The 26,770-nt window shown below is 68.9% G+C and carries 13 protein-coding genes and 1 pseudogene; 8 read left to right on the top strand and 6 right to left on the bottom strand.

Translation table 11 applies throughout. The features are described from left to right. Positions 1-1,117 precede the first annotated feature (1,117 nt). The 3 genes from ACIBAE_RS09445 to ACIBAE_RS09435 all read right to left on the bottom strand — a co-directional run bounded on the left by ACIBAE_RS09445 (position 1,118) and on the right by ACIBAE_RS09435 (position 11,836). Complete coding sequence (locus tag ACIBAE_RS09445) at positions 1,118-7,375, bottom strand: DNRLRE domain-containing protein (RefSeq protein ID WP_399283422.1); 6,258 nt, start codon at positions 7,373-7,375, stop codon at positions 1,118-1,120. Between the two features lie 459 nt (positions 7,376-7,834). Then, positions 7,835-8,683 (bottom strand): GNAT family N-acetyltransferase, encoded by an 849-nt coding sequence (locus tag ACIBAE_RS09440; protein WP_399283421.1) that lies wholly within the window; start codon positions 8,681-8,683, stop codon positions 7,835-7,837. Positions 8,684-8,920: 237 nt separating this feature from the next. Continuing rightward, positions 8,921-11,836, bottom strand: coding sequence for a M4 family metallopeptidase (locus ACIBAE_RS09435; protein WP_399283420.1), 2,916 nt, complete (start codon positions 11,834-11,836; stop codon positions 8,921-8,923). Positions 11,837-11,991: 155 nt separating this feature from the next. On the opposite strand from ACIBAE_RS09435, the gene ACIBAE_RS09430 reads away from it, so the two are divergent. Together ACIBAE_RS09430 and ACIBAE_RS09425 are read left to right on the top strand one after the other, a co-directional pair. Then, positions 11,992-12,150 (top strand): hypothetical protein, encoded by a 159-nt coding sequence (locus ACIBAE_RS09430; protein ID WP_399283419.1) that lies wholly within the window; start codon positions 11,992-11,994, stop codon positions 12,148-12,150. Between the two features lie 142 nt (positions 12,151-12,292). After that, positions 12,293-13,561, top strand: coding sequence for a LuxR C-terminal-related transcriptional regulator (locus tag ACIBAE_RS09425; protein ID WP_399283418.1), 1,269 nt, complete (start codon positions 12,293-12,295; stop codon positions 13,559-13,561). A gap of 51 nt (positions 13,562-13,612) precedes the next feature. On the opposite strand, the gene ACIBAE_RS09420 is transcribed toward ACIBAE_RS09425, so the two are convergent. Next, positions 13,613-14,194: a pyridoxamine 5'-phosphate oxidase family protein gene (locus ACIBAE_RS09420; protein WP_399283416.1), complete on the bottom strand. Its 582-nt coding sequence runs from the start codon at positions 14,192-14,194 to the stop codon at positions 13,613-13,615. A 252-nt stretch (positions 14,195-14,446) separates the two neighbouring features. Here ACIBAE_RS09420 and ACIBAE_RS09415 point away from each other — a divergent pair, with 252 nt between their 5' ends. Next, the gene (locus ACIBAE_RS09415) at positions 14,447-17,458 is read left to right on the top strand and encodes a bifunctional [glutamine synthetase] adenylyltransferase/[glutamine synthetase]-adenylyl-L-tyrosine phosphorylase (RefSeq protein WP_399283414.1); all 3,012 of its coding nucleotides are present in this window, start codon (positions 14,447-14,449) and stop codon (positions 17,456-17,458) included. A 105-nt stretch (positions 17,459-17,563) separates the two neighbouring features. On the opposite strand, the gene ACIBAE_RS09410 is transcribed toward ACIBAE_RS09415, so the two are convergent. Both ACIBAE_RS09410 and ACIBAE_RS09405 read right to left on the bottom strand, forming a co-directional pair. Further along, a complete protein-coding gene (locus tag ACIBAE_RS09410; protein WP_399283412.1) occupies positions 17,564-18,550 on the bottom strand; it encodes a phosphatase PAP2 family protein in 987 nt (328 codons plus the stop codon). 75 nt (positions 18,551-18,625) lie between these two features. Further along, the gene (locus tag ACIBAE_RS09405) at positions 18,626-19,681 is read right to left on the bottom strand and encodes a LacI family DNA-binding transcriptional regulator (protein WP_399283410.1); all 1,056 of its coding nucleotides are present in this window, start codon (positions 19,679-19,681) and stop codon (positions 18,626-18,628) included. Between the two features lie 336 nt (positions 19,682-20,017). On the opposite strand from ACIBAE_RS09405, the gene ACIBAE_RS09400 reads away from it, so the two are divergent. From ACIBAE_RS09400 to ACIBAE_RS09380, 5 genes and pseudogenes are all read left to right on the top strand, one after another. After that, complete coding sequence (locus ACIBAE_RS09400) at positions 20,018-21,289, top strand: extracellular solute-binding protein (protein WP_399283408.1); 1,272 nt, start codon at positions 20,018-20,020, stop codon at positions 21,287-21,289. Positions 21,290-21,308: 19 nt separating this feature from the next. Beyond that, positions 21,309-22,319, top strand: a complete 1,011-nt coding sequence (locus tag ACIBAE_RS09395; protein ID WP_399283406.1) for a carbohydrate ABC transporter permease — start codon at positions 21,309-21,311, stop codon at positions 22,317-22,319. After that, positions 22,316-23,239, top strand: coding sequence for a sugar ABC transporter permease (locus ACIBAE_RS09390; protein WP_399283403.1), 924 nt, complete (start codon positions 22,316-22,318; stop codon positions 23,237-23,239). Before ACIBAE_RS09395 ends, ACIBAE_RS09390 begins: the two co-directional genes overlap by 4 nt. 123 nt (positions 23,240-23,362) lie before the next feature. Further along, positions 23,363-25,045, top strand: a complete 1,683-nt coding sequence (locus ACIBAE_RS09385) for a glycoside hydrolase family 13 protein (RefSeq protein WP_399283401.1) — start codon at positions 23,363-23,365, stop codon at positions 25,043-25,045. Positions 25,046-25,273: 228 nt separating this feature from the next. Further along, positions 25,274-26,650 (top strand): annotated as a pseudogene (locus tag ACIBAE_RS09380) (alpha-amylase family protein); the annotation flags it as partial. Positions 26,651-26,770: the final 120 nt, after the last annotated feature.

The following is a 26,770-nucleotide window of genomic DNA, read 5'->3' as shown; positions in this document are numbered from 1 at the left end:
GTCAACGAGTCATTTCAGTCGCGACGGAACTGGCGATTATTATTCCAGTGGTTGTAGTCGCTCATTAGCGTGGAAGAAATGGACTCTTGGTCATCTTCCGAGATGAATGCCACTCAATAGAGGGCTAGTGTTGCCAAGGCGTTGATGATGCCGACGATCCGCAGCCTCTTTGGAATCTCAGCCATGCCGTTCTCCTTGATGTCGCGCATCCTGCCAAAAATCGACGGGATGTGTTGGGTTCTTGGGTGGCCTGGTGATCTGGACCGAGCCACTTAAGGGAGCAGACGCTACTGGTGCCAGGTGTGCCAGGCGGGAAGGTAGAACCAAACCATTCGCACCTCTCTTAAATCTCAACGGAGCGGTTTATTTAGCGGATCTCACGGCTGTTGAAGTTAAGGATTATTTCCCATTTTCAAGAACTTTCGCAATAGTTCTCCGGTCGGCCAAACAACAGGCGAGAAAAGGCAGTAGAGAGTCGCCAAAGAGAAAGGAATCAGAAAGGGAGCGGAAGTGAGAAATTCCTTGAATGAGCAGAATCTCGCATTCCAAGTTCCATCTCCGAAGAGGGGGCCCGCGAAAAGCAAACCAAAGATCGTTGCAGCCACGGTAGTAGCCAAGGCGGACAGTCGTGAGGCGACCCCTGCCGGGCGTATTTTCTGGCCTTCTTGAACGAGAGTGAAGAATCCACCAGGAAACATGAAGGGCGCAAGAAAACCGTAGCCAAGAGCTAGTACCCAGCCCAGTGCAGGGACGTTCCTGAGAAGATTCCCCCATGAGGTTTCACCTGTTGTGATGGACCTGCCTGCCGTGAGAATGTACAACAACCACAGAACGGTGACAGAGAATGCGACGCGATTCGCCATCCTGGTTCTACGGACTTTCGGCATGTTGCTTAAACCTTCCCTTGGTTAATTCTTGAGTAAAATTTCTTCTTAACCCGCTGCTATTGGTGTGTAATCTCAGATGGGGTATCACTGTCCCTCATTGGATTGTACTTATTCGCGATTTCGATTCGGTGAGAGTGTCGCGCCATTGCGTCCCGCAAATTATGCCTTCACCTATCAAGAATGACCCGTATCAGACTCATCTGAGTGAATCTGATACGGGTCATTGGTGCTTAATTCTTCTTGATTCTAGGGCTGCATCGGGCATATCGGGCATAGAGTCCTATGCCTACTCCCGCTCCAGCTACGGAAAGACCTCGCTGGTAATTTGAATTGCTAGGCTTATGCCATAGGCCAATCATAGCGGCCCCTCCGCCCCAGGCTATACCGCAGCCAGCGGCCTGTCCGTAATTTGTTCCTCGTCGGGCATGGTGTGTCCGACGCGTAACTGTCTGCGCCTTCCTCACTGTCTGTATGGCGCGATAAGATCGATACGCTTGGTAGCCTCGTACGCCCCAGGCCACTTGGCCGACGCCGGGTATGAATCCGGCAGCTGTCAGCGCGATGTCCCACTTGTACTTCCAGGCCACCCGTCCGGCCCCCTTTGCCAACCCCATAATGCTCCACTTGCCGTCGAGATCGAATCGGTTGATGGGGTCCGCGTGGGCGTATTCGTAGGCGTTGAGATTTCCTCCGTAGACGGGGTCCACGGAGAGGAAGCGTCCGGTGGTGGGGTTGTAGAGGCGGACGCCCATGAGGGTGAGGCCGGTGAGGGTTTCGGCTGAGCGCTGTTTGCCGCCGAGCCAGTTGTAGCGGGTGGGTTGCTGGCCTTCGCGGGGGTTGCCGTATTCGTCGTTGTCCAGGGCGGTGGGTGCCTGTTCCGGGTCCAGGGGGAGCTGGAGGGCTATGTCGCCGTGGATGTTGGTGAGCTGGAGGACGGTGTCGCCGGTCTTGCCGGTGGTGGCGCCGAGGTCTCCGCCGGCTGTTTCGACGTTGCGGGTCAGGGTCCCGCTGGCGGTGTCCTCGATGATCCAGCGGGGGTTGTCGCCGTCGCTGTCGTAGTGGTTGAGCTTGGACGCGGTCTGGGTCCAGGTGGTGCCGCTGCCGGTCTCGGTCTTCCAGGAGCGGAAGCGCAGGCCCGCGTCGAGCTGCCAGGTCTGGCGCCGGCCGTCGGCGGTCTGCTGGTGCACGAGGTCGTTGGCGTAGTAGCCGATGGTGCCGTTGCCCGGTACCGCGGTGGTACGGCCGAGTGCGTCGTAGACGTACCCGGGGTCGGTGATGCGGTCGGCGCTGTCGTAGGTGTGGGTCCTGGTGGTGCCTCCGCCGGTCGGGCAGTCCGCGCCCTGGTCGGCGGTGGCCGTGGTGAGGGAGGTGCGGTTGGTGCGCTTGTCGAAGATGTACGAGCGGCGTGTGCACGCCATGCTGGCGGTGTCTTCGACGGTGGTGAGGCGCCCGGCCCTGTCGTAGCGGTACGTCTGGTCGGACCAGCCGGCGTGTGTGGTGGTCTGGCCGTGGACGGAGTGGGTGACGGTGTCGGTGTAGACGGTGGCGCCGTCACTGTCCCGCGTGTAGGTGCGGTTCACCGTCGAGCCGCCGGTGTCCTCACCGATGGTGAGGGTGTATCCGCCGGGGAGCTTCTCCGTGTGCACGGAGCCGTCCGAGTCGTAGGTGGCCTGGAAGGTGCCCGCGATGGAGTCGACCGTCCTGGTGGCCAGGCCGCGCGGTTCGGCGGTGTGGTCGTAGGTGTAGGTGATGGTCGAGGGAACGGAGTCGGTCTCCTTGACCTTGCGGTCGAGAAGGTCGTACTCGGTCCTCGTCACGCCGCCGTCGGCGTCGGTGTAGGAGACCTGGCGGCCGAGCCTGTCGTACGCCTTGGTGATGGTCCCGCCGGTCGGCGAGGTGACCTTGACGACCTGGCCGGTGGCCGGGTCGTACTCGGTGGTGGTCTCCGGGACAGCCTGGCCGAGGCCACCGGTCACCGTCGTCCTGACCGCCCGGCCCGCGGCGTCGTACGTGGTGGTGGTGGTGCGGCCGACGCTGTTCGCCGTGTCGACGACCTTGGCGGGATTGCCCCACCGGTCGTACTCGGTGGTGCTGTCGACGGTCTGGACGGGCTGGGAACCGCCGCCGGTGATGTCACCACCGGGGCCGGTCCAGCACACCTGGTCCGCCCACTCCGGGCGTCCCTTGCACCAGCCGGTGCCGGTCGCCGACCAGTACGCGGTGATCCGGCTGGCGGCATCGCCGCCGTTGCCGCCGGGGAGGATCTGACCCGTGACGCGGCCCTGGGTGTCGTAGCCGGTGGTGGTGGTCAGGCTGAGGCCGCCGGAGTCCTTGATGGACTGGGTCGGCAGACCCTTGGCCCAGTCGTAGATGGTCTGGTCGACACGCTTCTCGCCCATGACCGAGTAGTAGTCGCGCACCCGTGCCCCGGTGATGGGCATGGTCAGCTGGTCCTTGACCGTGGCGCTGCCGTCCGTGGGACGGCCCTGGTCGTACTCGTTGACCGTCCAGGAACGGGCCGGGACCGAGGTGCCCGCGGCGACCAGGACGGTGGAGCCCTCCTTGAGATCCTCGGTCAGGTCGATGCGGTGCATCGGACCGAAGCCCTCGATGTTGCGGGTGCCGTTCTCGTTGTAGAACGAGGTGGTCGACAGCAGCCGGGCACGCTCCGCGGTGGACAGCGAGCTGATGCCCAGGTCCTCCAGGGTCTCCCGGTCGTCGGCCGTGGCTCCCAGGGCGACGACGCGGTTGCCCGCCGTCAGTTCACGGATGGTGTTGCCGAAGCGGTCGTATTCGGTGGTGGAGATGTTCTTGCCGGGGTCGGCGGTGTTCACCTGACGGCCGGAGACGTTCAGGTAGTTGACCGTGGCCCGGCGGTAGTCACCGGCGGTCAGGTTCGCCCCGTTGGAGGAGGCGGGGACCGTGTCGGCCGGGAAGACGGCGGTGGCGTCAGTCGGGGCGTCGAGCTGTCCCCACACCCTGACGTCGGCCGCGCCCATGGCGTGCGGCGCCTTGGTGCCGGTCAGCGGGACACCGTAGACGAGACTGGTGACCGCGTTGCCTTCCACGGTGTCCGTGGTGCCCTGCTTGAGTGCGTCGCGGGAGACCTTGAGCAGCATGCCCTCCCCGGAGACCGCGCCGGCGCCCGCGTTGCCGTAGGTGAAGTTGTACGGGAGCTGGCCCTGCGGTTCCAGCCAGGTGACCCGGCCGCCCGAGTAGGCGTACTGGGTCTGGGTGGCCTGGCTCAGGCGTGGGTCCCACTGCTGGCGCAGACTGCCGTTGGAGTCGTAGCGGTACTTCGCCACGGCCGTCACGGTGGCGGCGGCCGCCCCGGGATCGGTGGCCCACAGGCGGAGCTCGCTGACCTGGTCCTTGACGTCACCGAACTGCGCGTGGGTGCTGGTGCCGGTGGCGGTGGTCGTCGTCGCGTAGACGAAGTCCAGCACCCGGCAGCCCTTGGTCGACGGAGCCGTCTCGCAGGTGGCGGTGGTGGCGGCCGTGGTCGGGGCGATGATGCGCTTCGGGCGGACCAGCTTCGTGCCCGGAACCAGCTCCGAGACGATCTTGGTGGTGGTGTTGGACAGACCGTCCAGCAGCGTGCTGGAGACCTGCCAGGTCACTGCCGCCGGGTCCGGCTTGGTGAAGGTGGTGACCGTGCCCTCGGTGTCGGTGAGGGTGAACGTACTGGTCACCGTGCCCTTGAGGGTCAGGTCCTCGGAGCCGGGTTCCGGGACCCAGCCGGTCTTCGCCGCGTTGGCGGTGAAGTGGATCGCGTCGCCCTCCTCCAGCACCACGTCGACCGCGGTGTCGGAGATCCGGCGTACATGCGAGTAGTCGGACTCGGTCTCCTCGGCGATCGTGCCGGCCACCCACTCCTTGCCGAAGATGGCGGCCTGGCCCTCCTGGGCGGCCCCCTTGTTCGGGGTGCGGGAGGAGAGGGTGCGGGAGACGGACATGCCGAAGAACGAAGCGTCCGTTCCCGAGAGGGTGTAGTCGCCGGTGAGGAGATTCACCGAGCCCGGGCCCACCCCGGTGGTCGCGGCGCCGGAGGCGTCGCGGTCGACGACGACCGTCAGCGGGAGCGTGCTGGACGCGGCCGAGTTGGGGCCGGTGAAGTCGGCCTTGATCTGGATGGTGCCGTCGGGGTCGACCGTGTCGGTGGTGTTCCACACCAGCGGTGCGTTCTTGCCGCCCACGAGCGGGACCGGCCACGCCGTCAGTGCCGTGCCACCGGAGGTGACGTTGCCCACCGGGATCCGCACCCAGGCGTCCGCCTCGGAACGGCGCCAGGAGTAGGAGACCTTGTCGTACTTCGCACCGTCGGCTTCGGCGACCAGCGGGAGCCGGCGCGCGGTGCGCTCACCCTCGGAGGGCTGGACGAAGCCACCCGCTCCGGCGTGGAAGGTGTACTCCAGCGCCTCGGACTTGTTGTCCGCCTTGTCCACCGAGCGGACCTGCAGGACGTGGGTGCCGTTCTTCGGCGGGGTGACACTGATCGCCTTGGCGGTGTTGGAGCCGCTGGTGGTGACCTTGGTCCAGGTCACCCCGTCCAGGGACCACTCCAGCCAGTTGTGGTCGGCGGACGGCGGGGTGACGGTGAACGTGCCCGCCTGGCCCTCACCCTTGACCCACTGGCCCACCGGATAGTCCGTCGAGACGATCTTCGTCGGCGCGGACGGGGACTTCGTGTCGACCGTGAACGTCTTCCACGCCGACCAGTCCAGGTTGTAGTGCGTCCCGTCGTAGGGGGTGGTACGGAACTTGTACGTCCTGCCCTCGGCCAGCACACCGGCCGGGACCGTCACCGAGGCGGGCTGGCCCGACGCGACGAACTTGGACGTGATGTTCCCGCCGACCTGGACGTTGGTGGCGTTGTCGAAGACCTGGAAGGTCGCGTTGACCTTGTCACCGTCCGGGTCGACGAAGGTGTCCCGCAGCGTCGGCGTCAGAGTGTTGACCATGTAGGCGCCGCTGTACGAGAAGTACGGCGGACCGGCCTCCTGCTTGGTACCGGTACGCGGCCGGAAGTTGTACGTGACGCTCAGCTTCGGCGGGTTCGACTTCGCGTTGGCGGAGTTGACACGCTTCCACTGCGCCACCACCGTCTCGCTCGAAGCACGCAGACCCATGTGACCCTTGGCGGCCTTCGCCGAGGCCCACTCCTGCGCCAGGCCCGTCACATCGGCGTTGATCCACCCGTCCGGAGAGGACGAGCAGGCCGCGTTGCCCCTGGTCTCGGTGGAGGTCGCCTTCTTCGCCGTCCACGCGGGCTGCGCCGTCCAGCGTGACGACGTCGACGCCGCGCCGGTGGACCACACCTCCCACGGATACGCCTTGCAGTCCGTGTTGGCCGAGTGGAAATTCCACAGGCTCAGCTTCGCACTGGACACCAGAGCGTCCGCGAACGGGGCCGTGTTCCACGAGATGAACGAACGCGCCGTACGAGCCGTGCCGTTGGAGTTCGTCGTCCCCGGATCGCCCAGGTCCAGCTCGGTGTCCGTGGACCAGTCCTTGGTCTCACCCTGCTGGACGTACGTGTCGAAGACATTGCCCAGCGCCGAGGTCGACGGGTCCACCGTCACCGGGAACTTCGTCGCCGGATCGGCGAGGAAAGCGGCATCGGGGGTGACCACCAGATCGATGGCCGAACCCTGCTGCACCACCTTCATCGCCACCGGCACCCGACGGGTGTGCTCACCGGAGACCGGATCCACCGTCGCGTCCCACATCACCGGCGCCGGCATCACCGCCCGCTGCTTGTTCCGCTCGTCGGTGAACAGCACACTGCCGTCCGCCTGTTGCTTCGCCGCCAGCCCCTTGACCAGCAGAGGCAGCGTGTACGTGTAATCGTCCGTCGCCGGACGCCGCTTGATCTCCACGAACTGCTCGAAGCCGGTACGCGTCGCCTCCACGACCACATCGGCGCCCGGCACCGCGTCCTCGTACGTGGCGCGCGCGCCGTCGAGTACCGGGGACGGCAGACCACCCTTCCACTGCAACGTGATCTGCTCATCGCCCTCCCCGAGCGTGACCAGATCCGTCGCCCGCGCCAGCCGCGCCGCCTCCAGCGAGAGCGCCGGCGTCCCCGCCCCGCCCGTCAGCCGCAGACCGTTCGGATGCGCGACCGACGCGACCGAACCGTCCGCCTGCCGGGCGAAGTCCACATCGACATCGACCCACCGGCCGTCCCGCTCGAACCGGACCGGACCGGCCGCGACATCGGTCGTCAGACTGCCGTCCCTGTTCACCCACGTCGTCGACGTCTCCGTCCGCTCCGACAACGCCTCCACCCGCTTACCCGACAACCGGGCGGCAACCTTCGCGGAAGCGATGTCAGCAGCGGCCGTGACCGGCTGATCAGCCGCCAGCTGGGTCGGACGATCGACGGAGGGCGCGGCTGTGGCGGCCCCTTCCAGCACGGTGACGGACATGAGGACGGCGAGCCCGCCGGCTATCCACCGCAGGCTCTTGCTCTTCTCGTGCCACATCCGCCCCCTCTCCCCAGAAGATGGCAGTACTTCGGTCACATTCACGGTCCCACCCCAAATATTTGTGAAGAAGCTGTGATCAATTGGGGAAGTTACCCGAGATGCGAGACGGGCAAATGATGATCAGCCACTCAAAATGCAATAAGGCGCAGGGATGGTCGTAGTGATGTACGTCACGTCCCGTGGGTCTGCCGAAGCGCTGACCAAGTCGTCGATTCGGGGAGGGCCCCGGTCGCGTCCGGCGCGGTGGTCGGCCCTCGAACAGCGATGGACGCCTTCTCGTCCGACGGCGCTTCTCTCGCGCCCATGGCGATGCCCCGCTCCTTCGACCTTGTTAACAACCCAACGGAATAAGAGGATTCGGGGTTCACATCCGCGAACCGGGATCCCTAAGGGGTGGATTCAGGAAAAGTCGGGGGAACGTCTCCCGCACAAAAGGCAATTGGCGCTGCGTCAGGATCAGCCTTCGGCCTCAAGAAAGGTGGCGGTGGGGCGGAAGCCGAGCCGGGCGTAGACGCGCGCGACGGACTCGTCCGTCGCGCAGAGGAAGACGAACGGCACTCCCTGGGCGCGCGCTTCGGTCACCAGCGCGGCTGTGACCGCGAGTCCCAGGCCGCGGCGGCGGGCGGCCGGGAGCGTGGCGACGGCGCACACTTCGGTGACACCGTCGACGGACCCCGGGAACAGGCCCGAGCTGAGTGCGAGTCCGCCCTCCACCGCAGCGACGACCGTCATACTGCCCGCGCGGACATGGTCCGCGATGCGCGTGGCCTTCGCCGCGTGCGTACGTACCGCCTCGGCCAGCTCCTTGACGCCCGCTTCGCCGACCTGCGTACCCAGTTCGGCGAAGCCCAGCTCAGCCACGGCGACGGCGCTCGCGAGGCACGGATCGTCCGGGCCCAGGGAGCGGACCGACACCCCCACGGGTACGGTACGGGCAGCCGCTACCGGCACCGGCGCGTCCTCGGGAAGCACCAGCAGAGGCCGCTCCTCGACCCGCAGCCCCGCCTCCTCGACGGCGGCCCGCAGCGCGGGAGTGGTCTGTGCGACCCACCCGAAGCTCTCCGGAATCCCCAACTCGCGCTGACGCGCCTGTACCCGCGCGACATCGGCGGCCGTGACTGCGGGCCCCGACCGCCCCCGGGTGGGGCGGGCATGGAGCGGCGGCCCGGATCCCTTCCGTACGAAGAGAGTCAGCGGCCCGAAGTCCTCCGCCCGCGCGTGGGGGCGGTTCAGGCGGTCCTGATAGTGGTCGATCCGGTCCAGCGGGCTGTCGGTACTCGTGGAGGCGTTGTCGATGGTCGTCATCCGCGCAGGGAACCACCTCGTATCGGAGGGGGCCATCGATTTACGGCGGCAGTGGATACCTCCAGGACGGTATCCACGACCCGTACCGGAGGCAGAGCATGAAGAGCCGCTCTCCGCCACCCTGTCGGTGGCGGAAAGCGGCTCGGTCGCTCCGGGGGCGCACCTGAAGGCGTCCCCGGGGCGGATGGTGCGTGCGCGGCGGTGTAGCGGTTGTCGCGGAGGCGTGAGCCGGCGGGATCAGCCGCAGCGGCCCGCAGGGCGCGCGCGGGTCACCAGGTCGGTGGCGCTGGTGGTGCCGTCGATCCAGACCACGCGCCGACCGCTGTCCGCGGCGGCGTCCATCTGCATGCCGCGGTTGCACGAGACGCGGCCCAGGTACGCGCCGTCCAGGCCGTACTGGTTGAGCTTCGGCGACGTCTCGTTGCGGTAGGCGGTGTCCGGGACGAGGGTGGTGAGCGTGACGGTGTCGTCCGAGGCGGTCAGGTCCATCGCCCAGACCGCGCCGGGACCGTTCTCGGGGACGATGTCGACGATGTTCTTGCCCTTGAAGTCGGACTTCCGCACGGCGGTGTGGTTGTCGTCGTAGAGCGTCTCGTCGACGAACCAGACGACGTCGGTCGCCGTGATGGCCGGCCGGCCGATGCCGTACTCGGCGGGCTTCCCGAGGCGGGTCGCCTTGCCGGTCTTCAGGTCGTACAGCTCGATGCCGATGGTGGTGTAGCCGTAGTCGTCGGCGTAGGTCCGGGCGTACGCGACCTTGCCGCCCTTGATGGTCGGCAGGCCCGAACCGGTGACCCACATGCTGGTCGGGTCCTCGTCGAGGCGCTTGGGCTGCTTCTCGCCGTCCCGCAGGGAGTTCACGTGGCGGACGCCGTAGTCGTCACCCAGCTCGAAGACCACCGTGTCACCGTCGACGCTCAGGTTGACGATGTCGTAGTAGAGCGAGGTGTACAGCTTCTTCGGGACCCCGCCGCTGACCGCCCGCGACATGATGCTGACGCCGTCGCTGCCGTAGGTGATCCACACGACCCGCTTGCCGTCCGTGGACGGGTAGACGTTGTAGAAGCCGTTGTTGTCGTTCATCTGCTGGGGCTTGCCCTTGCCGTCGGTGCGGCCCGCGTAGATCGAGTACGGTGCGGAGCCGTCGTCGTTCGACTTGGACGTGGCCCACCAGCCGCCGCCGGCGTCCGTGCCCGCGCCGGCAACGTTGAGCTTGCCGAGCAGCGTGTCGCTGTCCATGCCGAGCGCCTTCTCCCAGCCCGGCACGATGCCGTGGGCGTCGAAGGAGGCCTTGACGGTCTTCAGTTCCTTGCTCTTGACGCCGAGTTCCTTGGCAGCCGCGATGACGGCGGCGCGGCCCTCGGTGAAGCCGTCCAGCGGTGTCATGTACGAGGTGAGCGCGCGGTAGACGATCTTGTCGGCGAGCTGGCCGCCCAGATCCTCGCGCATGTCCCAGAGGGCGCCGCTGAAGATGGTGGAGTTCAGGTGGACGCCGCCGCTGTCGACCCCGTACGACATCCCGAGGAAGTTCTTGGAGGTGGTGGCGCCGTCGTTCAGGTCGCGCAGCGCGCAGTCGCGCGGTCCGGCGGTACGGCACAGGTCCTCGCCGAGCAGGCCCGCGTCCGGGTCCGTCATCGGCGTCCCGGAGGCGGTGACGTCGATGGCGTTGCCGAAGTAGTCGGCCACCGCCTCGTTCATCGCGCCCGACTGGCCCGCGTACACCAGCGCCGCCGTGTTCTCGACGACGCCATGGGTCATCTCGTGACCGACGACGTCCGTGTCGGCCGCCATGGGCAGGTACTCGTCGTCGCCGCTGCCGTACACCATCTTCTGGCCGTCCCAGAAGGCGTTCACGTACGGGTAACCGAAGTCGGTCACGCCGACGAGGGAGTTGATGGCCCCGCCGTGTCCGTCCAGGCTGTCCCGGCCGTGCTGCTTGAGGTAGTAGTCGTACACCTGCTGCGCGCCCCAGTGGGCGTCGACCGCACCGGACCCCGTGGCGTCGCCGCCGAACGCCGGGGTGGCGGAGGAGAACGGCACGATGCCCTGGGGCCACACACCGGACGCCTCGTACACCCACACGTCCCGCGCGTCCCAGGTGGAGATGGACGCCTTGGAGGTGGACTTCATCCGGCTGTAGTCCGTCAGCCAGTGCAGGCCGGTCGCCTTGTCGCGCTGGAGACCGAGGGCCACGTCACGGCCGTTGAGGGTCTTGCCGCTGCCGGTGACATCGGTGAGGCCGCTGCCGGCCTTGGGCGCCGCGCTCGCGGACTTCGCGCTGTTCAGGCTCTTCGCGCTGCTCAGGCTCTTCGCGGTTTTCGCGGCCTTGGCGGAGGCGTTCTTCCCGGCCTTCGTCGCCTTCGTCACCGGGGCGATGCCCTGCGCCTGAAAGGTGCGCAGCGCGCTGTACCGGAGGACGGGGAAGCCCGACTTCGCGTCGACGTACACCTCCTGCACGACCGGTTCGCCGGTCGACGCGTCGGTGCCGCTGACCGTCACACGGCGGGTCAGCACACCGGCGCCGCGCGGCAGCACGATCAGGCCCTTTTCCACTCCGTGGAACGTCGTGCCGGCCTGCTTCGACGCGCTGTCCTTGCGTACGGCGGCGGGCTTGACGAGACCGGCCGAGGTACCGCGCTCGACCGCCCCGACGGCGCGGCTGACGGCGGTCTCCACGGACACGCTCGGAGTGGTGCTCACCGTGAGGTTCGTGAAGTACTTGCCGGAGGTACCGGTGACGGTGCGCTTGCCGCTCTTCCGCTCCATGCGCACGACGTACTGGCCGCCGAGGACCTCCACGCCCTGGTGCTTCTGCTGGAGACGGACGGTTTCCAGCCCAGCGGCGTCCTTGCTCACGCCGGCGGTGCTCAGGTCCTGGTCCGGGCTGGGGATGGCGTACCGGTCCCGGCGGCCGGCCAGGTAGGTGACGGCGGCGTCGTCGGCCGGCGCGGACGCCTCGGCCGGCTCCGCGATCCCGTCAACGAGGGCGGGGGTACGGGTGTCCGTGCCCGGCACGACCTCGATGGTGGCCGGCTGATCGGTGGAGGCCGCCTGCGCGGGCAGCGCCGGGATGATCACGGCGGCGGCACTGGCGAGCGCGACCGCTGCGGAGATCCGTCTGTGTCTCGATATCGGGGCAGTGAGTCGTGGCATGAGGTGGTGCCTCCAAGGGCCGAAGTGACTTCGGCTGATGTCGTGTTGACCAGGGAGAAGTGGCGCACCGTTGCGCCGCGGCTCGCGCTCACCCTCGTTGCCGCGCGTGGCTCCGGACAAGGGCCACAGGAAGGGGAGTCCGCGCAGGTGCGCACATGAGAAGCGGCGCCACGCCGGACGTGGGTGCGGAGGGCGAGGCGGAGTGCGTGGCGGCGGGTGAGACGGAGGGCGAGGCGGCGGGTGAGGCGGAGTGTGTGGCGGCGGGTGAGGCGGAGTGTGTGGCGGCGGGTGAGGCGGCGGGTGAGGCGCGGTGAGACGTGGGTGAGATGCGGGCGGGACAGGGGAAGCGACTGCCTGTAACAGCCCTGCCCTAGGCTTCGTTGGTGTCGAAGACCACTCGTCGACAGCTGCCGGTTTCCGTACGATCAATCCCACGTTCCATAGGGGGGAGACGTCGTGGCTTCGTCATCTGACGCTGCATGGGCCGCAGTTGGTCTGGCTCCGCTCACCGGCCGCATCCTGGAGCATCTGGTCGCCCGGCCGGTGCTGACGGAGGGCGAGATAGCCGCCGCAGTCGGCGCCCCGGCCGGGGAGACCGGCGAGGCGCTGCGCGCGCTGGAATCCGAGCAGCTCGTGGTACGGACGGGCAGCCGGCCGACCCGCTGGGCGGCGGGCCCGCCCCGCTCGACGCTCGGCGCGCTGCTGGCCCGGCGAAGACAGGAGCTGGCCCGCACCGAGCTGTTCATGGAACAACTGCAGGAGGCCTACCGCTCGGTGCCGTCCCGGCGCGTCACCTCCGACCTCTTCGAGATCGTCGAGAGCGTGGACCAGGTCTCCGCCCGCTACACGCAGCTCCTGACGTCCAGCAAGCGCGAGGTACTGCACCTGGCCAAGCCGCCGTACCTGGAGCTGCCCCCGGGCGATGACGGCGACAGCGACGGTCACGGCGACGGCGCGGACGACTCCGCCCCCGGCCTGGACCCCGGCCACAGCCCTGGCCCGATCGCGGACCTCGGCCAGGATCATGTGCGGGGCCCGGCCCGAGGCCCGGCCCGAGGCCCGGCCCAGAGCCCGGCCCAGGGACCTGAACACGACCCGGAACACGAGCCGGATCACGACCTGGCCGAAGGCCCGGATCATGACCCGGTCGAAGGCCCGGATCACGACCCGGCCCAGGGCCCGGATCCCGACCGGGACGTCCCGGAAGGCGTCCAGCTCCGCTCCGTCTACGACAGTGACGGATTCACGGACGCCGTATCCCTGCGGACCGCCCTGCGCGGTACGGCCATGGGCGGCCGGCTCCGGCTCCTCCCCGGCCTGCCCATGAAGCTGGTCCTCTTCGACGAGACGGCGGGGATCATCCCGCTGCGCAAGGAGGACCCCGCCGCCGGATCCGTCATCGTGCACGCCTCGCCACTCCTGGAGGCGCTGCGGGCGCTCTTCGAGAGCGTGTGGGAGCGCGCGACGCCCCTCACCCTGTCCGGCACGACGGAACAGCTCCCGGAGCGGGCGCCCGGCGAGAAGGACCAACTGGGCGGGCGCACCCGCGACATCCTGGACCTCATGGCCGCAGGCCTCACGGACGACTCGATCGCCCGCTCTCTCGGGCTGAGCCGCCGCACCATCCAGAAACACATCAGCAAGGCGGCGGACGTGCTCGGTGCCAGGACCCGTTTCCAGATCGCGCTGCTCGCGCGGGAGCGCGGCTGGGTCGGTCGGCCCTGATTCACCCGTTCGGGTGAAATGGCCACAGGGCGGGTGGACGCGAGGCGGGGCTCAGAATTGCCAGCGGGTCTGGCTGTACGGGGCCTTCCCGAAGCCGAAGACCGTACGGGGAGCGACCTCGAACACCAGGGCCAGGTTGCCCGCCTCGCCCACGAAACCGCCGTCCTGTACGTCGAAATGCCAGTCCCGGCCGTACTTCCCCTCCCAGGCCCGCGAGAGGGCTTTCAGCAGCCCGTCATCGGTCACCCGCACCGCCGTGCCCTCCACCACCAGGTCGAGGCCCCCGCGGAGGGCGTTCACGCCGGTGGTGAGGACCACCTCCTGGTTCTTCGCCAGGTTCGCGGCCTTGCGCTCCTCACCGCCCGTGCAGAAGTACAGCGCGCCGTCCGTCCAGATGGCCATGACCGGGGTGACGTGCGGGCGTCCCCCGGGCCGTACGGTCGTCAGCCAGAAGACCTCGGCCTCGGTGAGGCGGGCGACCGCCTCGGACCAGGCCGTGGCGGGCGCCCCCGGCTCGCCGTAACGGGCGTCCAGCTCGGTGCGGGGCTCCTTCCCGTGCCCCGCGACGGACGCCGTCCCCGATCCGGTACCGGTCGCCGTTCCCGCCTCGTTCACAGGTTCCTTCACTGTCATGACGCGTTCCTCTCGCCGGCGCTGCCCTGCATCCATTGACCGCACGTATGGACCGGACGCGCACCCAGGACTCATCGGCCAGCCCCCGGTCCCGGCCCCGTCCCGGCATCGTCATGTCGCCGTCTCCGCCCCGGGCCGCGCCCTGGTCCGCACCCCGGTCCGGTACGCGGTCGATCCTCCGCCGCGCCCTGCGGCTACGCTCGAAACCTGGGCTTTTCTCACCGTACGGGGACGCGGACAGGAGACGGCGACATGACGATGCCGGGACGCAGGAGCAGTACGTTCACCCGACTGCTCCGGCACGGCTTCACCGACCCGTCCGCCGCCGAGCGGCTGCTCGATGTCCCGGCGATGTCCCTCATACGGTCCGATCCGCTGCTCCTCGACGCCCTGGGCGGCACCGCCGACCCCGATCTCGCCCTGCGCGGGCTCGTCCGGCTGGCCGAGGCGGCCGCGCCCGACCAGCTGCGGATGCTGCTGGACACCGTGGTCTCCGCGAAGCCGCTGCGGGACCGGCTCCTCGGAGTGCTCGGCGCCTCGGAGGCGCTCGGAGACCACCTGGCCAGACACCCCGGCGACTGGCAGGTCCTGGTCACGTACGAATCGTCCGATCTGCACCCCGGTGTCGCGGAGTTCGAACAAGGCCTCGCCGACGCCACCGACCCCGTCTCGCTGCGGATCGCCTACCGCCGCTGTCTGCTGGCCATAGCGGCCAGGGACGTCTGCGGCACGACCGACGTCGCCCAGACCGCCGCCGAGCTGGCCGACCTGGCGACCGCGACCCTGCGCGCCGCCCTCGCCATCGCCAAGGCGGCGGCCCCGGAGGACGCGGCGGCCTGCCGTCTCGCGGTCATCGCGATGGGCAAGTGCGGCGGACACGAACTGAACTACGTCTCCGACGTGGACGTGATCTTCGTCGGAGAGGCGCCGGAGGGGCCCGGCGGGCCGGCCGAGCCCGTCGACGAGGCGGCGGCCGTACAGGCCGCGACCCGGCTCGCCTCGCACCTGATGCGGATCTGCTCCGAATCGAACATCGAAGGCACCATCTGGCCCGTCGACGCCAACCTGCGGCCCGAGGGCCGCAACGGACCGCTCGTACGGACCCTGAGCAGCCACCTCGCCTACTACCAGCGCTGGGCGAAGACCTGGGAGTTCCAGGCACTGCTCAAGGCCCGCCCCGTGGCCGGTGACGTGGCGCTCGGCGAGGAGTACGTCGACGCCGTGTCGCCGATGGTGTGGCAGGCCGCCGAACGCGAACACTTCGTCCCCGACGTGCAGAAGATGCGCCGCCGGGTCATCGAGAACATCCCGGCCGGACAGGCGGAACGCGAGCTGAAGCTCGGCCCCGGCGGGCTGCGGGACGTCGAATTCGCCGTACAGCTCCTCCAGTTGGTGCACGGCCGGAGTGACGCCTCGCTGCACAGCGGCTCGACGCTCGAAGCGCTGGCGGCGCTGGCGGCGGGCGGCTACGTGGGCCGGACGGACGCGGCGCAGTTCGACGAGGCGTACCGCTTCCTGCGTGCCATGGAACACCGCATCCAGCTCTACCGGCTGCGGCGCACCCACATGGTGCCGGACGACGAGGCCGATCTGCGCCGCCTAGCCCGCTCGCTCGGCATGCGCGGCGACCCGGTCAGCGAGCTGAACAGGGCCTGGAAACGGCACGCCTCGGTGGTCCGCCGGCTGCACGAGAAACTTTTCTACCGGCCGCTGCTCGACGCCGTCGCCCAGCTCGCACCCGGCGAGATCAGGCTCAGCACGAAGGCGGCCGGACACCGGCTCGAAGCGCTCGGGTACGCCGACCCGGTGGCCGCCCTGCGCCATCTGGAGGCGCTGTCCTCCGGAGTGAGCCGCAAGGCGGCGATCCAGCGGACGCTGCTGCCGGTGCTGCTCGGCTGGTTCGCGGACTCGGCCGATCCGGACGCCGGGCTGCTCGGCTTCCGCAAGGTCTCCGACGCCCTCGGCAAGACTCCCTGGTATCTGCGGCTGCTGCGCGACGAGGGAGCGGCGGCGGAGAATCTGGCGCGCGTCCTGTCGGCCGGCCGGCTCGCCCCCGACCTGCTGCTGCGCGCGCCCGAGGCCGTCTCGATCCTCGGCGACCCGACCGGGCTGACCCCGCGCGGCCGCGAGGGCCTGGAACAGGAAGTCCTCGCCGCCGTCGGCCGCGCCGACACCGCCGAGGGCGCGGTCGCCTCGGCGCGCGGGGTGCGCCGGCGGGAGCTGTTCCGTACGACGGCCGCCGACATCATCGGCTCGTACGGTACGGAGGAGAGCCCGGCCGAGGCCGACCCCGGGGCCCTCGTCGAACGGGTCGGCAAAGCCCTCAGCGACCTCAACGCGGCCACCCTCGCCGGCGCCCTGCGCGCCGCCGTACGCGAACAGTGGGGCGACACCCTGCCCACCCGCTTCGCGGTCATCGGCATGGGCCGCTTCGGCGGCCGCGAGCTGAGTTACGGCTCCGACGCGGACGTCCTGTTCGTGCACGAGCCACGCGAGGGCGTCAGCGAACACGACGCGGCCCGCGCCGCCAACGCGGTCGTCGCCGAGATGCGCAGACTGCTCCAGGTCCCCACCGCCGACCCGCCGCTGCTCATCGACGCCGACCTGCGCCCCGAGGGCAAGAGCGGCCCGATGGTCCGTACCCTCGCCTCCTACGCGGCGTACTACCGGCGCTGGTCGCTGGTGTGGGAGAGCCAGGCGCTGCTGAGGGCCGTCCCGATGGCCGGGGACGCGGATCTCGGCCGCCGCTTCATCGAGCTGATCGACCCGCTCCGCTACCCGGAGCGGGGCCTCGGCGACGACGCCGTACGGGAGATCCGCCGGCTCAAGGCCCGGATGGAAACGGAACGCCTGCCCAGGGGCGCCGACCCGACACTCCACACCAAACTGGGCCGGGGCGGCCTCTCCGACGTCGAATGGACGGTCCAGCTCCTCCAGATGCGCCACGGCCACTCGGAGCCGACCCTGCGCACTCCCCGCACCCGCGAGGCCCTCGCGGCGGCCCACGCGGCCGGCCTGCTCCCGGCGGAGGACGCGCAGATTCTGGACGAGGCCTGGGTCCTGGCCACCCGCGTCCGCAACGGCGTCATGCTCGTACGCGGCAGACCGGGCGACACCTTCCCCTCCGACGGCCGCGAACTGGGCGCGATGGGCCGCTACCTCGGCTACGACCCGGGCCATGTCGGCGACATGATCGACGACTACCGCCGCACGACACGCAGGGCGCGGGCGGTGGTGGAGAACCTCTTCTACGGCACGGCGTGAGTGCGCGGGACGCGCGACGCTACTCCCTGAGGGCCGGGTACGAGGTGAGGGCCGGGGCCGCTGGTGCGGTCCCGGCCCTCACGCGTGGTGCTTCGAACGCGCGGCTCACGCCGTCAGCGGGCGTCGGCGGCGCCTGGGGCGGGTGTTCTTCACGGTGCGGGGGAGGCTGTACGGGAGCGAGCCGTACCAGACGTACGAGACCGCGAAGCCGAAGGCCAGGCAGATCATGCCGCCCACCGCGTCCAGCCAGAAGTGGTTCGCGGTGGCGACGATCACGACCAGGGTCACCGTCGGGTAGAGGAGGCCGAGGATCTTGGCCCAGGGCGCTTTGGCGAGGGCGAAGATGGTCAGGCCGCACCAGAGGGACCAGCCGATGTGCATCGAGGGCATCGCCGCGTACTGGTTCGACACGTTCTTGAGGTTGCCCGAGGCGAACGAACCCCAGGTCTCGTGGTGCTCGACCGTGTCGATGAAGTGCCCGCCGCGCATCAGGCGCGGTGGCGCCAGGGGGAAGAGGTAGTAGCCGAGCAGGGCCACCGCCGTGGTCGCGAAGAGCACCAGGCGGGCCGCCGCGTACCGGCCCGGGTGGCGGCGGAAGAGCCAGATCAGGACGCCGATCGTGATGATGAAGTGCAGCGTCGCGTAGTAGTAGTTCATGCCGACGATCAACCAGGTCACCGAATCCGCGGCGTGGTTGATCGACTGCTCCACCGCGATGCCGAGATGGTGTTCGGCGCTCCAGATCCAGTCGGCGTTGCTCAGGGCCTTCGTCCGCTGCTCGGGCACGGCGTTGCGGATCAGGGAATAGATCCAGTAACTCAGCCCGATCAGCAGGATTTCGAACCAGAGGCGCGGCCGGCGGGGCGAGCGTGCGCGGCGTAGCCAGGAGTGGCGGTCCGGGGAGTCGGGGAACGCCGGCGTCGAGCCGTTCGGCGCGATCGCGCCGTGCGTCATGTCGATGGCGGGCGCGGTCGCGTCCCGCGTCTCTTCGAGGGCGTCAGCTGGATCGGCCGCCTCGTCAGTGATGGGTGACGGGGTGGCCGATCTGCCTTTCGCCGTGCGGCCGTCCTGTGTTTTCACGGATTCACCCATGGTGAGAGATTCTGCCAGATTCGTACCCCCCGACCGATCATCCCTCTGTCGGCTTCCCGCCGCATTCGCTGCACGTCAGAGACGGGTGCGGGGCTCCGAAGGACCCAGCGGCCCGGGGGTCGGGCCGGACGCCGTCGAGCCGCGGACGACCAGCTCAGGCATGAAGACGAATTCGCTGTGCGGCGCCGGTGTGCCACCGATCTCCTCCAGCAGCGTACGAACGGCGGCCTGGCCCATCGAGGGCACCGGCTTGCGGATCGTCGTCAGCGGGGGATCGGTGAAGGCTATGAGGGGGGAGTCGTCGAAGCCGACGACGGACAGGTCGCGGGGCACCCGGAGCCCCAGCTGCCGGGCGGCCCTGATGGCGCCGAGCGCCATCATGTCGCTCGCGCACACCACCGCCGTACAGCCGCGTTCGATCAGCGCGGCGGCGGCCGCCTGACCACCCTCAAGAGTGAACAGCGACTGCTGGATCAGCTCGTCCGTGTCCGCCTCGGACAGGGAGAGCAGCTCCCGCACCGTGGCGCGGAAGCCCTCGATCTTGCGGAGCACCGGCACGAAGCGCTTGGGACCGACGGCGAGGCCGATCCGCTGATGCCCCAGGGAGACGAGATGGGTCACCGCGAGCCGCATGGCCGCCCGGTCGTCGGGCGAGATGAAGGGTGCCTGGACCTTCGGCGAGAAGCCGTCCACCAGGACGAACGGCACGCCCTGGGCGCGCAGCTTCTCGTACCGCCGCATATCGGCGGAGGTGTCGGCGTGCAGCCCGGAGACGAAGATGATGCCCGAGACGTCCCGCTCGACGAGCATCTCCGTCAGTTCGTCCTCGGTGGAGCCGCCGGGAGTCTGCGTCGCCAGTACGGGGGTGTAGCCCTGCCGGGTCAGCGCCTGGCCGATGACCTGCGCCAGGGCCGGGAAGATGGGGTTCTCCAGCTCCGGGGTGATCAGGCCGACGAGTCCCGCGCTGCGCCGGCGCAGCCGTACGGGACGCTCATATCCGAGGACGTCGAGCGCGGCGAGTACGGATTCGCGGGTGGCCGCGGCGACCCCCGGTTTGCCGTTCAGAACGCGGCTGACCGTCGCTTCGCTGACCCCCGCCTGGGTTGCGATGTCGGCAAGCCGTGCGGTCATGAGTGTGGACTGTACCGGGCGCCTGTCGGATTGCCCACCGGGCGTCGGAACCAGCCGTCACGGCACGTTCTTGCAAGAGCTTGCGAAACCTTCCTGCACCACTCCCGCAACGCCTCCGCCCGGCATCCGGGGGCCGGAAAGCCCCATCTACCGTGCTAGTTACCGGAAGTGAGCTGACGTCACCCGCACGGTTCGCCGTGACTGGGACACATATCCGTAACGATCACCCGTCCTTGCAGAAATATTCCGCAAGGTCTTTCGGCCTTCTTTCATCGCTGTTACCTTCACGTCCGACCCGGCCCGCGACGGAGCGGTACGGCAGTTGAAGGAGTTCGGATGCGACGTGGCATAACGGCCACCGCCCTGGCCGCGACCCTGGCTCTCGCGGTGACCGCCTGTGGCACTGACGGGAAGTCGGACGGCAAGAGCTCGGGCGGCGAGCTCTCGGGCACCGTCACCTGGTGGGACACCTCCACCGTCGGCAGCGAGGACAAGGTCTTCAAGCAGCTCGCCGAGGACTTCGAGAAGGTGCACCCGAAGGTCGACGTCACCTACGTCAACGTGCCCTTCGGCGATGCCCAGAACAAGTTCAAGAACGCCGCGCAGTCCGGCTCCGGCGCCCCCGACGTGATCCGCTCCGAGGTCGCCTGGACGCCCGAGTTCGCCGATCTGGGCTACCTCGCGCCGCTCGACGGCACCCCCGCGCTCAAGAACGAGCAGGACTTCCTGCCGCAGGCCGCGGCCTCCACCAAGTACGACGGCAAGACGTACGCGGCGCCGCAGGTCATCGACTCCATGGGCATCTTCTACAACAAGAAGATCTTCGCGGAGGCGGGCGTCGAGGTTCCCACGACCGTCGACGAGCTGAAGACCGTATCGAAGACGATCAAGGACAAGACCGGCAGGACCGGCCTCTATCTGCGCGGCGACGACGCCTACTGGTTCCTGTCGTTCCTGTACGGCGAGGGCGGCAACCTCGTCGACGCCAAGACGAAGACCGTCACCGTCGACAACGCGGCCGGCGCCAAGGCCATGACCGTCGTCAAGGACCTCGTCGACTCCGGCGCCGCCAAGACCGACGCCACGGACGGCTGGGAGAACATGCAGGCCGCCTTCAAGGACGGCAAGGTCGCCATGATGATCAACGGCCCCTGGGCCATCGCCGACACCTACGGCGGCGCGCAGTTCAAGGACAAGGCCAACCTCGGCATCGCGCCTGTACCGGCCGGATCAGCGGGCCAGGGCGCCCCGCAGGGCGGCCACAACCTCGCGGTCTACGCGGGCTCCAAGAACCTCGACGCCTCCTACGCGTTCACCGAGTACATGACGTCCGCCGAGAGCCAGGCCAAGGTCGCCAAGGAGCTGAACCTGCTCCCGACCCGTACCTCCGTCTACTCGCAGCCGGACGTCGCGGGCAACGAGATCGTCGGGTTCTTCAAGCCCGTCGTCGACAAGGCCATCGAGCGCCCCTGGATCCCGGAGACCGGCAGCCTCTTCGCGCCGCTGGTCACCGAGTACACCAAGGTCCTCACCGGCCAGACCACCCCGGAGAAGGGCGTCAAGGCCACCGGCGACGCCTACCGCAAGCTGCTCAAGGGCTGGAAGTAACAGGAAGGCAGGCCGGCTGATGGCTGTCCACACCAGCCAGTCGGTGGCGAAGGCCGCGGGCGAGGATCTCGCCCGCGGCCGGAGCCGCGGCTCTGGCAACCCACCCGGCGGGTTCCGGCGTGGCGTCTCGACCCACTGGTACGCCTGGACCATGGTCGCCCCCGTGGTGGCCGTGATCGGCGTGATCATCGGATATCCGCTGGTCCGTGGCGTATACCTGTCGCTCACCGACGCCAACGAGCGCAATGTCGCCCGCAATATCGGCGTCAACCACCTGCCCGCCACCTACCGGTTCGTCGGCCTCGACAACTACGCCGACGCGCTCACCGGCGGTCAGTTCCTCTCCACCCTGGGCTGGACGCTGGTGTGGACGGTGTCCTGCGTCAGCGTGACCTTCGCGCTGGGCCTCGCCCTCGCGAACATCCTCAACCGCCGGATCGCGGGCCGCTCCTTCTACCGGCTGCTGCTGATCCTGCCCTGGGCCGTACCCGGCTTCGTGTCGGTCTTCGCCTGGCGCTTCCTCTACAACGAGGACCGCGGCCTCCTCAACAAGATCCTGGCCGGCGGCGGCATCGACGCCGTGCCCTGGCTCAACGACCCGACCTGGGCGAAGTTCTCGGTCATCGCCGTGAACATCTGGCTCGGCGTCCCCTTCATGATGGTCGCGCTGCTCGGCGGGCTCCAGTCCATCCCCGGGGAGATGTACGAAGCGGCCGAGATGGACGGCGCGAGCCCCTGGCAGCGCTTCTGCCACATCACCATGCCGGGGCTGCGCTCGGTCTCCACGACGGTGATCCTGCTCTCCACCATCTGGACCTTCAACATGTTCCCGGTGATCTTCCTGCTGACCCGCGGCGGCCCCGGCGAGGCCACCCAGATCCTCGTCACGCAGGCGTACAAGTTCTCCTTCGAGATCAGCCCGCGTGACTTCGCGCAGTCCTCCACCTGGGGCGTGCTGATCCTCGTCCTCCTGATGGCCTTCGCCGCGGTCTACCGGCGAGTCCTCCGCAACCAGGGAGATACGTGGTGACCAGCGCAGCGACCAGTACCGCGGCGACCAGTACCGCCGCGACCGGCACCGCGGGGACCGCCGTCCCCGGCCGGGCCGTCACCACCACCGGGCCCCGGGGCCGCCGTTCGCCGCTGGCCTCGGTCGCGCTGCACACCACGCTCGTCGTGGCGTCCGTGATCGCGGTCTTCCCGGTGCTGTGGGTCTTCCTGACCTCGCTCAAGCCGGCGAGCTACGCGACGACGACGGACTTCTTCAAGGACACGACGTTCGAGAACTACACGAACCTGCTGCGGGACACCCCGTTCCTCACCTGGTTCGGCAACTCGCTGATCATCGCCGGGTTCACCACCCTCCTCGGGGTGTTCGTCGCCGCCACCACCGGCTACGCCGTCAGCCGCTTCCGCTTCCCCGGCAAGCGCGGGCTGATGTGGACCCTGCTCGTCACCCAGATGTTCCCGGTCGCCGTCCTCATCGTGCCGATCTACAACATCATGGCGGGCCTCGGCCTGCTCAACAGGTCGGCCGGGCTGGTCATCACGTACCTCACCATCGCCGTGCCGTTCTGCGCCTGGATGATGAAGGGCTTCTTCGACACCATCCCCCGGGAGATCGACGAATCGGGCCAGGTCGACGGCCTCACCCCGTTCGGCACGTTCTTCCGGCTCGTCCTGCCGCTCGCCAAGCCGGGGCTCGCGGTGACCGCGTTCTACTCCTTCATCACCGCGTGGGGCGAGGTCGCGTACGCCTCCGCCTTCATGGTCGGCGACGAGAACCTCACCCTCGCCGGCGGGCTGCAGAAATTCGTCAACCAGTACGGAGCCCAGTGGGGGCCGATGACCGCCGCCTCCGTGCTCATCGCCATCCCGGCCGCGCTCGTCTTCCTCTTCGCCCAGCGCCATCTCGTCACCGGCATGTCCGCGGGCGCGGTCAAGGGCTGACGCCTCCCGCGCCCGCCGCACGACCATCCGCTTTCACGACCTGTACGACCTGTACGACCTGTACGACGGCGGCGCGGGGCCCAGGCCCGGCGCCGCTCCCCACCCAGACACTCCAGGGACGACATGACCCAGCACCTCGCTGCCCCCCTCACCGGCACGTCCGACGACGCCCCGGGCCACCCCTCCGGCTGGTGGCGGGACGCGGTGATCTACCAGGTCTATCCACGCAGCTTCGCCGACGCGGACGGCGACGGCATGGGCGATCTCGACGGCGTACGCCGCCGGCTCCCGTACCTCAAGGAGCTGGGCGTCGACGCTGTCTGGCTCAGCCCCTTCTACGCCTCCCCGCAGGCCGACGCGGGGTACGACGTCGCCGACTACCGCGCCATCGACCCGATGTTCGGCTCCCTGCTGGACGCCGACGCGCTGATCCGCGACGCCCACGAACTGGCGCTGCGGATCATCGTCGACCTGGTACCCAACCACTCCTCCGCCGAGCACGAATGGTTCAAGCGCGCCCTGCGCGAAGGCCCCGGCTCCGCGCTGCGCGAGCGCTACCACTTCCGCCCCGGCAAGGGTGCGGACGGCGAACTCCCGCCCAACGACTGGGAGTCCCTCTTCGGCGGTCCCGCCTGGACCCGGACGACCGACCCCGACGGCACCCCCGGCGACTGGTACCTGCACCTGTTCGCACCCGAGCAGCCCGACTTCAACTGGGACCACCCGGCCGTCGCCGACGAGTTCCGCTCGATCCTGCGGTTCTGGCTGGACATGGGCGTCGACGGCTTCCGTATCGATGTCGCCCACGGCCTCGTCAAGGCGCCGGGCCTGCCCGACGTCGGCGGCGCGGAACAGCTCAGGCTGCTCGGCAGCAGCGAGGCAGGCCTGCCGTTCTTCGACCAGGACGGGGTGCACGAGATCTACCGGCAGTGGCGCGTCATCCTCGACGAGTACCCGGGGGAGCGGGTCGCCGTCGCCGAGGCGTGGACCCCGACCATCGAACGCACCGCGAACTACGTACGCCCCGACGAACTGCACCAGGCGTTCAACTTCCAGTACCTGGCCACCTCGTGGGAGGCGTCCGCGCTGCGCGAGGTCATCGATCTCTCGCTCGCCGCGATGCGCCCCGTCGGCGCCCCCACCACCTGGGTGCTCTCCAACCACGACGTGACCCGGCACGCCACCCGCTTCGCCGGGCCGCCCGGGGGCGGCACCCAGACCCGGGAGCCCGGCGACCGCGCGCTGGGCCTGCGGCGGGCCCGCGCGGCGACGCTGCTGATGCTGGCGCTGCCCGGTTCCGCGTACATCTACCAGGGCGAGGAACTCGGCCTGCCCGACGTCACCGACCTGCCCGACGAGGCCCGCCAGGACCCCTCGTACTTCCGCGCGGACGGCCAGGACGGCTTCCGCGACGGCTGCCGGGTACCGATCCCCTGGACGCGCGAGGGCAGCTCGTACGGCTTCGGCAGCGGCGGCAGCTGGCTGCCACAGCCGGACAGCTGGGCCGGTCTCAGCGTCGAGGCGCAGAGCGGCGACCCGGACTCCACCCTGGAGCTGTACCGGTCGGCGCTGGCCGCGCGGCGGGAGCAGCCGGGGCTCGGCGCCGGTGACGCGGTGCGGTGGCTGGACGCGCCCGACGGGGTGCTGGCCTTCGCCCGCCCCGGCTTCGTCTGCACGGTCAACACCACGGACACGGCGGTACGGGTCCCGGCCCCCGGCGGGGTGTTGCTGGCGAGCGGCCCCGTCGCGACCGACGGCGCCGGGGCCGAGCTGCCGGCCGACACCACGGTGTGGTGGACGGTGTGACCGTCCGCCGGCGCCCGGCATCCCGGTGAAAGAGGGCCGCCACCCACGGACCACCCCCCCGGCACCACCACCCGCACACCACCACCGCCCACACACCACCCCCCGGCACCACCACCGCCCACACACCACCCCCCGGCACCACCCGTAAGGAGCCTCAAGGGCAGAGCGCGTCGCCGGCGAGGCCGCACCATCCGTCACCCGCACACCCCCATCAGTGCAGGAGGAACCATGGCTCGCAGATCTCTGGCCGCCGCGCTCGCCCTTGTGGCCGGTGCCACCGCCCTCGCGGTCCCCGCCGGGACCGCCCAGGCGGCGCCGCCGGGCTCGAAGGACGTCACCGCCGTGCTGTTCGAGTGGAAGTTCAGCTCCATAGCCAAGGCGTGCACGGACAACCTCGGCCCGGCCGGCTACGGCTTCGTCCAGGTCTCGCCGCCCCAGGAGCACATCCAGGGCGGCCAGTGGTGGACCTCGTACCAGCCCGTCAGCTACAAGATCGCCGGCCGGCTCGGTGACCGTGCCGCCTTCAGCTCCATGGTGAACACCTGCCACGCGGCGGGCGTCAAGGTCGTCGCCGACAGCGTCATCAACCACATGGCGGCCGGGAACGGCACCGGGACCGGCGGCTCCTCGTACACCAAGTACGACTACCCGGGCATCTACTCGGGCGCCGACATGGACGACTGCCGTTCCCAGGTCAGCAACTACGCCGACCGCGCCAACGTGCAGAACTGCGAGCTGGTCGGGCTCGCCGACCTGGACACCGGCGAGGAGTACGTGCGCGGCCGGATCGCCGCGTACCTGAACGACCTGCTCTCGCTCGGGGTCGACGGCTTCCGGGTCGACGGCGCGAAACACATGCCGGCCACCGACCTCGCCAACATCAAGAGCAGACTGTCCAACCCGGGCGCCTACTGGAAACAGGAGGTCATCTACGGCGCGGGCGAAGCGGTCCAGCCCACGGAGTACCTCGGGACCGGTGACGTCCAGGAGTTCCGGTACGCCCGGGACCTCAAGCGCGTCTTCAACAACGAGAGCCTCGCCTATCTGAAGAACTACGGCGAGGGCTGGGGATATATGCAGAGCGCCAAGTCGGCCGTCTTCGTGGACAACCACGACACCGAGCGCGGCGGCGACACCCTCAGCTACAAGGACAACGCGAACTACACCCTCGCGCACGTGTTCATGCTGGCCTGGCCGTACGGATCACCGGATGTGCACTCCGGCTACGAGTTCACCGACCCGGACGCCGGTCCGCCGAACGGTGGCACGGTCAACGCCTGCTACAGCGACGGCTGGAAGTGCCAGCACGCCTGGCCGGAGATCTCGTCCATGGTCGGCTTCCGCAACACCGCCGGCGGCCAGGCCGTGACGGACTGGTGGGACAACGGGGACGACCAGATCGCCTTCGGACGCGGGAACAAGGCGTACGTCGCGATCAACCACCAGGGCTCCGCGCTGACCCGTACCTTCCAGACCTCGCTGTCCGGTGGGGACTACTGCGATGTGCAGAGCGGCCGCAGAGTGACCGTGAACAGCTCGGGACAGTTCACGGCGACGCTCGGTGTGAATACGGCGCTCGCGCTCCACACCGGCGCCAGAAATTGCTGACGTGTGCAACCGGATCATGAAAGTTCCGACTGAGGGACTGATTCTGACCGATTGAGATGCACTATCGGTCGTTTCTGACCGTTCCCCACCAGGGGTGTCGGTTCTGGAGTTCAACTG

The sequence above is a fragment of the Streptomyces sp. NPDC051569 genome, from assembly GCF_044454085.1.
In the GTDB taxonomy this organism is placed as follows: domain Bacteria; phylum Actinomycetota; class Actinomycetes; order Streptomycetales; family Streptomycetaceae; genus Streptomyces.
The sequence above is the reverse complement of the archived record's forward strand: the minus strand, read 5'-3'. Positions and strand labels throughout refer to the sequence as shown.